This window comes from Halobacillus andaensis (genome assembly GCF_014636475.1).
Taxonomy (GTDB): domain Bacteria; phylum Bacillota; class Bacilli; order Bacillales; family Halobacillaceae; genus Halobacillus_A; species Halobacillus_A andaensis.
Genome location: NZ_BMEL01000003.1, coordinates 250,425 through 261,999, shown reverse-complemented (window position 1 = coordinate 261,999; position 11,575 = coordinate 250,425). Strand labels below are relative to the sequence as shown.

Below are 11,575 nucleotides of genomic sequence, written 5' to 3'. Positions count from 1 at the left end.
CTGAATCGCTGCAGAGGAAATCATAAGTTACTCTCTTTATCACTGAATTTAGGTATTGAAAAAATTATAGCGGAGTGGGAAAGGGATTGCAACATGTATTCTGAATATAAAAGAAGTATCGAGTTAGAATAATGGCAGTGGAGGGCTGCCAATGGACTGGGATTGGATATGGAAGGCCATTTTAAATTATTTTAGCAGGTACGTACGTTTATTTTAAGAATAGCAGGCAGGAAGTCGGTTTCTCAGATGACTTTGGCGCAAACGGTGATTATGATTGCGATCGGTTCACTACTTATTCAGCCAGTGTCAGGGAAGAACATATGGGTGACATTTGGTGTAGGAAGTATATTAGTTCTTACGTTAATTGTCATTGAAAATTCATAAGTGAAGATCAATGCTTTGGAAAAGTTATTTACGGGGCTGTCTATTTCTATCATTGAAAAGACATCAGCAGCCCCCGGCGAGTGATTTACAGTAATCTCCCAAAAGAAAACTTGAGTGGATGACTTACACATTCCACTAGTTTCTTCTATATAAATAAATGGAGCTGTAATTTACTTTTGATTCCACTGGCCAAATTAAAGATGGCTTCCAGTCAGGCATAGCAAAACAATTGGAGATCATTGTTGTGCGCTGGTGGCTGATTTTATCTTGTAGTTGATCCATTGCTTTAGGATACAAATACGTATATAAGAGATCATAACTTGATAAGTCTTCTTTCATAAAATTTTTTCGGCGTATGCTCAGGTTTGTACGCGGTTGGAAGATACGTCTAATAAGTAAAAAGATCCATGGGATGGTAGCCGTTTCATAGGCTACAACTTTTGCATCGGGGAATTGTTTAGCTAGCGGAAAAGCCATCGTACCGAATCCCGCTCCTAAGTCTGCTATACTCGATGGGTGCAAAGACTCAGAAATTTTAAGAGCTGCAGCTTTTTCTTTAGAAGTGGTGGGGGTAGGTGTAATTCCGTTTTTGGCAGAATCAATTAAAATAAGTAAAGTTATTGTGATCATAAAAAGTATTAAAAAAATGCTTATGATGGACATCGGGTCACCTCTTTTGTTTAGTATAAATCATGTAGGATTATCACGGAAGAGATAGCTGGTATAATAGAAGAGAGGTGAATGTCATGAAGCAAGCTCATTCAATAGAAGAAGTTCGCGAACATGTAAATCAGGAAATGTTATCCCTTGTGTACATTTCACAACCGGGTTGTACGGTTTGTCATTCCCTACTGCCGCAAGTAGAGGATTTATTGACAGATTTTTCGAGGATCCGGCCGATTCATGTAGATGCAGCGGAGGTCAAAGAAATCGCAGGGGAGTATACAGTTTTTACTGTGCCTGTCGTCATTTTACTTTCTGAAGGAAAAGAACTTGAACGAATGGCACGTTTTGTCCCCTTAGGAGAATTACATGAAAAGCTCGTTAAATATAATCAACTTATCCGATAGAGGCGCTCTCCATTGAGAGGGTCTTTTTTTTAGTCTAAAAGCCTACTATGAACGAAGGTTTAGAAGATTCACTCCCTACCTACTTGGATTTTCCAGAAAAACAATCTCCATATAAGCGCGTGAGTCGTAATTATTTGCGATGAGAAGCGATGAAATGGAAATATCTCTCCATGAAACCGTTTACGCTCACTAATTGGACGATATAGACATGACTTGCCAAATAACCCTTGAACTAGTTTTTACTAGTGTTATGATAAAAAACGTCATTGATTAGAGCGAACAAAAAACGCGAACGGGAGAGATGTAACCCAAATGATTAAACAAACAATTGCTTTTCTAGGTGCAGGATCTATGGCAGAAGCTATGATTTCTGGAATGGTTGAGTCTGGAAACATTCCTGCTCATCAAATTATCGTGACGAATAGAAGCAATCAAAATCGTTTAAATGAAATTCAAAGTAAATATGGTGTACGCACTGTTTTAAAAGATGATTTAAATTATGGTGAAGTTGATCAATTCATTTTGGCAATGAAGCCTAAAGATATAGATGCAGTTCTTGAAGATTTAAAATACCGTATTGACCCGAACCAAGTGCTTGTTTCCGTATTAGCTGGTATTTCTACTTCTTATATGGAGGAACGCTTAAATGACGGACAGCAAGTTATTCGCGTGATGCCAAACACATCAAGCATGCTTAGGGAATCAGCAACAGCGATTTGCCCTGGTCAATACGCAGCTATGGATAACGTAATGGTTGCTAAAGAATTGCTGCAATCCATTGGGGAAGTTTTCGTCATTGAAGAAGATAAAATGGACGTCTTCACAGGGATTGCGGGAAGCGGACCAGCTTATTTCTACTATTTAATGGAGCACATCGAGGAAACAGGAAATGCAGAAGGAATGGATCGCGAAACATTACGTGAAATTGGAGCTCAAACACTACTAGGTGCCGCAAAAATGATGCTTGAGCGTGATGAAAGTCCATCTGAACTTCGAGAAAATGTAACATCTCCAAATGGTACAACAGCAGCTGGACTTGATGCTCTTCATCAAGCAGGTGGAGGAGAAGCGATCTCTGAAGCAATCAAAGGAGCAGCAAGCCGTTCTAAAGAAATGAGCAAAGAACTAGAAGGAATGCTCGTCGGATCTAAATAAATGGATAAAACAATGAAACGAACTCATAGACAAAACAGTACAAATAGGAGTGATAAATTGGTTAACGGCACGAACAAGAAACGTGTAGTTATTAAAATTGGCAGTAGTTCATTAACAAGTCTTCACGGAGAGATTAGCCGCCGGAAGCTTGAAAAATTAGTAGATGAAGTTGTACGAATTAAAGATGATGGGCACGAGGTATTGCTTGTATCATCTGGTGCAGTTGCAGCAGGTTACCGTAAACTAGGCTGCCTCACTCGTCCAGATTCCTTACCAGAAAAACAAGCCGCAGCGTCCGTTGGCCAAGGGTTACTCATGGAATCATATTCTGATTTATTCTTATCTCATGGTTATATGGGATCTCAAATTTTAATTACGCGCAGTGACTTTTCAGATGAAGATCGTTACAACAATGCGCGAAATACAATTAATGTGCTGCTAGATCGCGGCATTATCCCTATTGTTAACGAGAACGATACGATTACAATTGACCGCTTGAAGTTTGGAGATAATGATACGTTATCTGCCAAAGTGGCGGGCTTAGTTGATGCGGATGAACTTATCATCCTTTCAGATATAGATGGACTGTACGATGCAGACCCTCGAAAAGACAGCAATGCTAAACTTCTTGATACAGTCCACGAAATTACTCCAAAAATTGAAGCTGCCGCTGGAGATCCAGGCAGCGACGTAGGAACAGGAGGCATGAAGTCTAAGATTGACGCATTCAAAATTGCGATGGCTTCAGGAATCACTTCATTCCTAGGGAAAGCAAGTACCGAAAGTATTGTTTACGATGCTGTTTATCGTAATGCAGTAGGAACGTACTTTGAACCTACCCCTGAAGGTGAAAACTTAAACCAGAAGAAACAGTGGATCGCGTTTAACTCCGGTCCTGAAGGGGAAGTAACTATTGATCATGCGGCTAGAGAAACGATCGTAGATCAAAGAGAAAATCTATTGCCGGTAAACGTTCACCACGTGAATGGTCGTTTTAAGAAAGGCGCAGTTGTGCGTATCTATGATCTTACAGGTGAAGAAGTGGGTCTAGGCGTTGTTAACTATTCCTCTAAACAGCTTGAGCAAATGATCGGGCTTACGGAAGAGGAACTAGCTTCGTATGAAATGGCCGCTATTGAAAGTAAAGATTTAGTTTGTCACTTAGAAGTTAAATTGCCAGTAGGCGTGTAAGGAAAGCTCATAAGCAAAACACCTTTGTGAAGGGATTTCTCTTCACGAAGGTGGATATACTCAAGTATTGAACTGGATTACGGCTAAAAACGGCACGTCCTCAAAAAAGACAAAGTCTTTTTCTGCGATGTAAAACCAACGAAGTAGTTCGAGTGTGCCAACATTGATTGATCCTACTCCATGTGGGTCCAAATTTTCAAGGAGGTCTTGGATGACACTAATAAAAGGTAATGTGAACGTTGAGGAACAAGCAATTGAAGCAAAAAAAGCTTCGAAATCACTATTGGTACTTTCAGAAAGCGAGAAAAATGAAGCGCTGAACCACCTAGCAGATGTTCTAGAGAGAGAATACGAAACCATTTTAGAGGCAAACGAGAAAGATCTGGCAAACGGGAAAGAAAAAGGATTTTCTGAAGCTTTTATGGATCGACTATCTTTATCCAAAGAGCGTGTTGCAGATTTTGCTAACGGGTTGCGTGAAGTAGCAAAGCTTGAAGATCCAACGGGTAACATTCTTTCAGATTGGACGTTAGACAATGGCCTTCAAGTTGAAAAAGTAACTGTACCTCTCGGGGTAATCGGTATGATTTATGAAGCTCGTCCGAATGTGACAGTCGATGCAACAGGACTTGCATTGAAATCTGGGAATGCGATCGTGCTTAAAGGTGGATCATCTGCCATTAACTCGAACGGTGCCATTGTAGATGTAATCCACAAAGGACTCGCTGAAACAAAGATACCAAAAGAAGCTGTGCAGTTTATTGCTAGTACAGACCGTGCAGCCACGAATGAACTGTTTACAATGAAAGAACACATCGACGTGCTTATCCCGCGTGGCGGAGGCAAGTTAATCCAAGCTGTAGTAGAGAACGCTACCGTACCTGTACTTGAAACAGGAGTTGGAAACTGCCACATCTATGTCGATAAAGAAGCCAATGTTCAAAAAGCAATCGATATTCTGGTGAACGCAAAAACAGACCGTCCAGCTGTATGTAACGCAGCAGAAACCTTAATCGTTCATGAAGACTGGCTTGAGAAGCATAGTGCAGCTTTAATAGATGCACTACAGCAGAATGGAATTAACGTTCATGGCGATGAAAAAGCAGTAAGCGTTATTCCAGGAGCCGTTCCTGCAGGTCATGAAGACTGGACGAACGAATACTTGAGCACAGATATCGCTGTTAAAACAGTAAGTGATGTCAACGAAGCGATCGGCCACATCGAAACGTATGGCACGAAGCATTCAGAAGCGATTGTGACCGAAAATGATGACACGGCTCATCTATTCTTAAGCCTTGTTGACGCAGCGGCTATCTATCATAACGCATCTACACGCTTCACAGATGGCGGAGCACTAGGTTTCGGTGCAGAGATCGGAATTTCAACTCAGAAGCTGCACGCGCGTGGACCAATGGGGCTGCCAGCGTTAACTACCGTTAAGTTCTTAATGAAGGGCAACGGTCAAACTCGATAATTATTCTGAAAGTGGAAGGGAAGCGAATGCTTCTCTTCTTTTTTGTCTTTTTTGTTGGAGTGATGATGGGAATAGCGCCCTGACTGGGTGAGATAACGACTGATCTGAATCAGATAACGCCCTAACAAAAAACATAGCGACTTAACTACTTTTCACAAATCCAAATAATATTTCTTTGATTGAGTAGGCGCAGAATTGTGTTTACAACTTTCTTTTAATAACTTCCGGGCTACTTTTACAGAAGCTGGTCCCTGTAGATCTGATAGAGTTCTATTCCTTTTAATAAAATCACTGCCCTTCTTTCTTACTATAAATTCTCATCACCCAATATTTAGGTTATGATGGTGTAATAAGCGTATAGGAGGGGCTGGAATGCGTCAACATGAAGCTGTGCAAATGATAACTAAAAGTTTGAAGAAAGATCACTTAGTAAAAGCTGTCTTTTTAAAAGGTTCGATGGGACGAGGGGAAGAAGATGAACAGTCGGATGTGGATTTATACGTACTAGTGGATGATGAAGAAGGATTTCTTCCTAAGCGAGTCCGTCATTTAGAAGCGTATCGAGAGATGATTTTTCAAGATGATATTTTTATTATTGCTCCGCAGGTCATTGCGGTGTATGATAATTTGCTTCATGTCGATTTGTTCACAGTTACAGATGAAACGCTTATACTTAAAGATTACTTTAAAGTGTTGTATGATCCTGACCAGCGAATGGAGAAGTATAGAAAGCAGCAGCACCTTACACTCTCAGATCAGGAATTTGTAGATAGGGTGGATGACACAGCATTTTTTCTGCTCCAATATATAAAGTCAGCTGGTCGGGAAAATGATCTCTGGTCGGCTAAAATTTTGAATAACGTCATGGAAAATCTAGCGAAGGTACTTTTACAAAAGTTTTGTCCAGAGCGGGCCCAGCTGGGCTTAAAGACGGTGGAGAGATCTATGTGTGGTGAGGTTGTGTTCACTTTTAAAGATATTTATGAGCAAATGACGATTAAAGGTCATTCTCGTGCAGCTATCATGATTGCTGAACTCTTAGACCGTGAATTTGATTGGATTAAGGAGGCTCTTCCTGAATCAAAATACACCATTTCATTTCTAAGCAGGATGATTAACGAAATAAAACAAGTCCGCCCATAATAAGGGCGGGCTTGTTTACTTTTCTACTGGGATCCAGTTTGGAACGCTCATAATTTTTGTCCACATCGGTTCAGGGATAAGAATATCTTCGCTAGGTTCTTTCGGCATTTTCGTACGTATGGCTTCCCCTGATTCGATTTTCTGCATCCAGTCAGGTTCAATTAAAAGTTCACGGCCTAAAGAGATAAGAGGCACGGTTTCTAAAGCTTCTTCAACCTCGTTAGGTGTATAAAGTGAGCCTACACCCATGACTGGAACTTTTTGACCTGCTCGCTCTGCGATTTGTTTAATGACTGGTTTTGTTGGATTTTTTTCTCTCATTGAAGGCTGATGGAATTGACTTAAAGAGATGTGCAGGTAATCTAAGTTTTGCTCAGTCAACACATCAATGAACTGAAGAGTATCTTCCATTGTAATTCCTGGCTCTTCACGTTCTTCAGGTGATAAGCGATAGCCGACCACAAATGGTTCATTGGCATGAGCAGTCACCGTTTTAGTGACAGATTCTATAACAGCCAGCGGGAAATTCATACGATCGCGAACATTGCCACCCCACTGATCATCTCTGCGATTAGAATGGGGAGAGAAGAATTGCTGAAGTAAGTACGTGTTAGCCCCGTGGATTTCCACTCCATCAAAACCAGCTTCTATAGCTCGACGTGTAGCTTCACCAAAATCAAATATTGTTTGTTCAATTTCTTCTTCTGTTAATGCTCTTGGTGTAACCGCACCTTCTCGTTCGGGAGCAACTGCACTGGCACTAACTGTCTCATTATGAGGAACAAGATGAGGAGGACACATTCTTCCTCCGTGGTAAATTTGTAGAATGGCTTTTGAGCCTTGTTCATGTATACTTGCGGCTAACTTTCTAAGTCCAGGAATAAGGTCATCGCGGTCGACCCCAATTTCACCGTCGAATCCTTTTCCTTGGGCATTTACATTAGCACATGCTGTAATTACTGCTCCAACGCCACCTGAACGGCGTGCGTAATAATCGAGTTCATTGAGTGACACGGTCCCATCATCATTGGATAAGAAATTCGTCATGGGTGCCATTAATACTCGGTTTTTCAACTCCACACCTGATGGCAGTGTAAATGATTGTGACAATTGCATCTAAATAGGCCTCCTTATCTGTAAGAACAATCACAGTTTAGCATGTGATGATAGAACTGTCCCTTAAGTTGCTTATCAATTACAAAGAAATTTATCGTTTAGATAGTTGATTGCATCAAGCCATCACGGTATTTTTTAATAATTTTTAAAGATTTTCAGATTATAATTATTAAAAAGTAGTTTTGCTATGGATACTGGAGGGTACTTCACTTATGCAGCCCTCATTAGGTCGAGAAACTTGTGGTGGGCAAATCTAAGAACAAGAAGAAAGAGAGGGTATTATGTCAGATAAAAATAACAAGAAACGTATGACGACCAACCAAGGTGTGCCTATTTCTGATAATCAAAATTCTAGAACAGCAGGTAGAAATGGCCCTATACTTATAGAAGACTATCAAATGATTGAAAAAATTGCTCACTTTGACCGTGAGCGTATCCCAGAGCGTGTTGTCCACGCACGAGGAGCGGGAGCGCACGGTGTCTTTGTTACAAAGAACAGTATGAGCAAATATACAACAGCGGACTTTTTACAAGAGGAAGGAAAAGAAACCCCGGTATTTACACGTTTCTCCACGGTAATTCACGGTAAGCATTCACCTGAAACGGCACGTGACCCGCGAGGCTTTTCTGTGAAATTTTATACTGATGAAGGGAACTATGATTTTGTGGGGAACACGCTGCCTGTCTTCTTTATTCGTGATGCGATTAAGTTTCCGGATGTCATTCACTCCCTTAAGCCTGATCCTGTGACAAACGTACAAGACCCAGCGCGTTATTGGGATTTCATGTCTCTTTCACCTGAAACGACGAACATGATGCTTCACTTGTTTACAGATGAAGGAATCCCTGCAACTTACCGTAATATGCGCGGATCAAGTGTTCATGCGTTTAAGTGGTATAACGATCAAGGAGAGACTTTCTACATTAAGCTTCGCTGGGATCCTAAAGAAGGGATTAAGAACTTAACCCCTGATGCGGCGAAAGAGGTTCAAGGGGAAGACTTTAACCATGCGACAGTCGACCTTTACAATGCCATTGAAGAAGGCAACTATCCAGAATGGGATCTTTATGTTCAAGTATTGCGTCCTGATGAGTTAAATGATTTTGACTTTAACCCGCTTGATGCAACAAAAGACTGGTTAGAAGAAGATGTACCTTGGGAGCTCGTAGGGACGATGACACTAAACAAAAACGTAGACAACTTCTTTGAAGAGACGGAGCAAGTTGGTTTTAACCCAGGGGTGCTAGTACCTGGTATGCTGCCGTCTGAGGATAAGCTTCTTCAAGGGCGTTTGTTCTCCTATTCTGACACACAGCGCCATCGCGTAGGTCCAAACTATCAGCAGCTGCCAATTAACCGTCCAAAAGGAGACGTGAACAATAATCAGCAAGAAGGCTTTATGGCTAGAGACACGGGTATCCGTCACGTAAACTATGAACCGAACAGCCATAGTGGAGAGCCTGCTCCTGTTGAAGGTTATGAGGAGCCGCCGCAGCCTATTAACGGAACAGCTGGTCGTGAAATTATTGATAAACCAAATTATTTCGGACAGGCTGGACGTATTTATCGCAGTTATGATGAACAAACAAAAGAAGGGCTCATCCGTAACATTATGATGGACTTTGATCAAATCGAAGACCGTGATATTGTGGGACGAATGATCGCTAACTTCTACCAAGCGGATGAAAGTCTAGGTAAGACTTTAGCAGAGAAATCAAATATCAACCTTGATCAATATGTTGGTCACACTGTCTATTAAAATTAAACTATAGCCTAACCTTCTAGTGGAAGGTTAGGCTTTTTTGTGTAAAAGGAAGGAGATGAGAAACGTTTATAGAAACTAGGACAAATAAGGTTTTGAGAAAGGGATGAGAAGGAGATGGAAACTTTTATCTTACTAATAGTCGTGTACCCGATCATAGCTGCTATCCTAGGCGTGTTAGGCGCATGGATTTTTAAAAATATGTATATGATGCCGTGTATTGTAGCCTTATGCTCAATCGTGATGATGGGAACAATTTATAATCTATCTTTTTTTACTTGGGTCCTCGTATATACTTTCTTATCTCTAGTGAGTGGAGGGATTACACGTCATTTAATAACAAATAATAAAAGGGGAATGACGGTATGAATGTAAAAGGCGCGGCCTTAGCTTCTTTAATTTTAGGGATTCTATCGATTTTCTTTCCAGTCATCGGGTTAATTCTTGGGGTGATGGGTGTAATATATGGCAGAAAAGTAGTGAAAAATCCTGAAACTGAAGGCCAGCATGCAGGGATGGCAAAAGGCGGAATGATTTGTTCGATTATAGGAATTTCTTTGCAGCTATTTATTATTCTATCTCTCATCTTTGGCACGTTGCTCTTCTGGAATTTCACATCATTTATTTAGGACGAAAGAGCGTTGAGCTAATAAAATACTAAACGATCGAGAACTACCGCTGATGACAAATGCCTGCCAGAACATGATGAAGATTCTCCTCCATTTAGCCAAGGTGAGATAGGTGAAGGAGTGTTTTTTTATTGTCTTAAGGAACGTTCAAGGAGCGAGGACCCCTTCCACTCCTGCGGAAGAATGAGTGCACCGAGATCATCGAGCGTGGGTTTCGTGAGGAAGCTCGGGCGCTCGTCCGCGGAAAGGGAAGGGTCCTTCGCTCCTGGCGGCAAGAAAAAAGCTTGCGGAAAACAAGGGGGTTCTCCACAATTTTATTAGCAATAAATGAATAACAATTCATTTATTGCTTGAATTATCAGAATTATCGGGATAAAATGGAAACTACATACTAACCGGTTGGTATGTTGCGGCCGGGAAAGGAGATCAACAATTTTGAACTTCGATTATTCAGATAAAGTACTCTCTTACAGTCAGAAAATCACGGATTTTATGGATAAATACATTTACCCCAATGAGAAAGTATACGAAGAACAGTTAAATCAACAGGACTCCAGGTGGGCACAGGTACCGCCCATTATAGAGGAGCTAAAAGCAAAGGCCAAAGAGCAGGGGCTGTGGAATCTTTTTCTTCCTGATGGTACATATGGTGCGGGTTTAACCAACATTGAATATGCTCCCTTATGCGAAATTATGGGACGTTCTCTATTAGCTCCAGAGGTGTTTAATTGTAACGCCCCTGATACGGGTAATATGGAAGTTCTGACCCGATATGGCAGCGATGAACAAAAAGAAAAATGGTTAACTCCTTTACTTAACGGTGAAATTCGTTCCTGCTTTTCAATGACTGAGCCAGATGTGGCTTCTTCTGATGCAGCAAATATTGAAGCACGTATTGAAAGGGACGGGGATGAATATGTCATTAACGGCCGAAAATGGTGGTCGTCTGGAGCAGGAGATCCACGTTGTGAGATTGCTATTTTCATGGGGAAAACAGATCCTGAAGCTAATAAATACGAGCAGCAGTCTATGATTCTAGTGCCCTTAGACACACCAGGTGTATCCATTAACAGAATGCTCCCTGTATTTGGGTATGATCACGCCCCTCATGGTCATGGAGAAATTGATTTTGATAACGTTCGTGTGCCTGCTGCAAACATGATCTGGGGAGAAGGAAAAGGGTTTGCAATTGCCCAAGGCCGTCTAGGACCGGGAAGGATTCACCATTGCATGAGGTTGATTGGAGCAGCAGAACGTGCACTTGAAGAATTATGTAAGCGTATACAAGGAAGAATCGCATTTCATAAGCCTTTAGCTGATCAAGGGGTGATTCGTGAATGGATTGCTGACTCAAGAATTGAACTGGAACAGGCTCGTCTTCTAACGTTAAAAGCTGCTTACATGATGGATACGGTGGGGAATAAAGCGGCAAAGACAGAGATCGCAATGATCAAAGTGGTTGCGCCAAATATGGCCTTACGAGTGATTGATCGTGCGATTCAAGCGCATGGTGCAGCCGGAGTAAGCAATGATTTTACATTAGCTGCTCAATGGGCCAATTCAAGAACATTAAGGCTGGCTGATGGACCTGATGAAGTTCATCGCAGGCAAATTGCTAAGCTTGAACTATCAAAATATAAGGAGCGATAA

12 protein-coding genes and 1 other annotated feature (1 of these 13 running past the window's edge) are annotated in these 11,575 nt (G+C 41.3%); of the genes, 10 read left to right on the top strand and 2 right to left on the bottom strand.

The window, feature by feature from the left end:
• Nucleotides 1-52 (bottom strand) — a binding site (T-box leader) (it extends 166 nt beyond the left edge of the window).
• A gap of 194 nt (nucleotides 53-246) precedes the next feature.
• Complete coding sequence (locus tag IEV27_RS20110) at nucleotides 247-384, top strand: hypothetical protein (protein WP_373868100.1); 138 nt, start codon at nucleotides 247-249, stop codon at nucleotides 382-384.
• Nucleotides 385-519: 135 nt separating this feature from the next.
• On the opposite strand, the gene IEV27_RS12635 is transcribed toward IEV27_RS20110, so the two are convergent.
• Nucleotides 520-1,047 (bottom strand): class I SAM-dependent methyltransferase, encoded by a 528-nt coding sequence (locus IEV27_RS12635; protein WP_188377859.1) that lies wholly within the window; start codon nucleotides 1,045-1,047, stop codon nucleotides 520-522.
• An 83-nt stretch (nucleotides 1,048-1,130) separates the two neighbouring features.
• Here IEV27_RS12635 and IEV27_RS12630 point away from each other — a divergent pair, with 83 nt between their 5' ends.
• From IEV27_RS12630 to IEV27_RS12610, 5 genes are all read left to right on the top strand, one after another.
• Nucleotides 1,131-1,454 (top strand): thioredoxin family protein, encoded by a 324-nt coding sequence (locus IEV27_RS12630; RefSeq protein ID WP_188377858.1) that lies wholly within the window; start codon nucleotides 1,131-1,133, stop codon nucleotides 1,452-1,454.
• Between the two features lie 312 nt (nucleotides 1,455-1,766).
• Entirely contained in the window at nucleotides 1,767-2,609 is an 843-nt protein-coding gene (gene proC, locus IEV27_RS12625) for a pyrroline-5-carboxylate reductase (protein WP_188377857.1), read from the top strand.
• 57 nt (nucleotides 2,610-2,666) lie between these two features.
• Nucleotides 2,667-3,800 carry a glutamate 5-kinase gene (gene proB, locus IEV27_RS12620; protein ID WP_229735289.1) on the top strand — a complete coding sequence of 378 codons (1,134 nt, stop codon included), beginning with the start codon at nucleotides 2,667-2,669 and terminating at the stop codon, nucleotides 3,798-3,800.
• A gap of 211 nt (nucleotides 3,801-4,011) precedes the next feature.
• Nucleotides 4,012-5,274, top strand: a complete 1,263-nt coding sequence (locus IEV27_RS12615) for a glutamate-5-semialdehyde dehydrogenase (protein ID WP_188377856.1) — start codon at nucleotides 4,012-4,014, stop codon at nucleotides 5,272-5,274.
• 372 nt (nucleotides 5,275-5,646) lie between these two features.
• On the top strand, nucleotides 5,647-6,417 hold the full coding sequence (locus IEV27_RS12610; protein ID WP_188377855.1) for a nucleotidyltransferase domain-containing protein: 771 nt from the start codon (nucleotides 5,647-5,649) through the stop codon (nucleotides 6,415-6,417).
• A gap of 15 nt (nucleotides 6,418-6,432) precedes the next feature.
• Here IEV27_RS12610 and IEV27_RS12605 read toward each other — a convergent pair whose 3' ends face one another.
• On the bottom strand, nucleotides 6,433-7,533 hold the full coding sequence (locus IEV27_RS12605) for an NADH-dependent flavin oxidoreductase (RefSeq protein ID WP_188377854.1): 1,101 nt from the start codon (nucleotides 7,531-7,533) through the stop codon (nucleotides 6,433-6,435).
• A 281-nt stretch (nucleotides 7,534-7,814) separates the two neighbouring features.
• On the opposite strand from IEV27_RS12605, the gene IEV27_RS12600 reads away from it, so the two are divergent.
• From IEV27_RS12600 to IEV27_RS12585, 4 genes are all read left to right on the top strand, one after another.
• Complete coding sequence (locus tag IEV27_RS12600; protein WP_188377853.1) at nucleotides 7,815-9,293, top strand: catalase; 1,479 nt, start codon at nucleotides 7,815-7,817, stop codon at nucleotides 9,291-9,293.
• 120 nt (nucleotides 9,294-9,413) lie between these two features.
• Entirely contained in the window at nucleotides 9,414-9,665 is a 252-nt protein-coding gene (locus tag IEV27_RS12595; RefSeq protein ID WP_188377852.1) for a DUF2651 family protein, read from the top strand.
• A complete protein-coding gene (locus IEV27_RS12590) occupies nucleotides 9,662-9,925 on the top strand; it encodes a DUF4190 domain-containing protein (protein WP_188377851.1) in 264 nt (87 codons plus the stop codon). Before IEV27_RS12595 ends, IEV27_RS12590 begins: the two co-directional genes overlap by 4 nt.
• Nucleotides 9,926-10,360: 435 nt before the next feature.
• The gene (locus tag IEV27_RS12585) at nucleotides 10,361-11,575 is read left to right on the top strand and encodes an acyl-CoA dehydrogenase (protein WP_188377850.1); all 1,215 of its coding nucleotides are present in this window, start codon (nucleotides 10,361-10,363) and stop codon (nucleotides 11,573-11,575) included.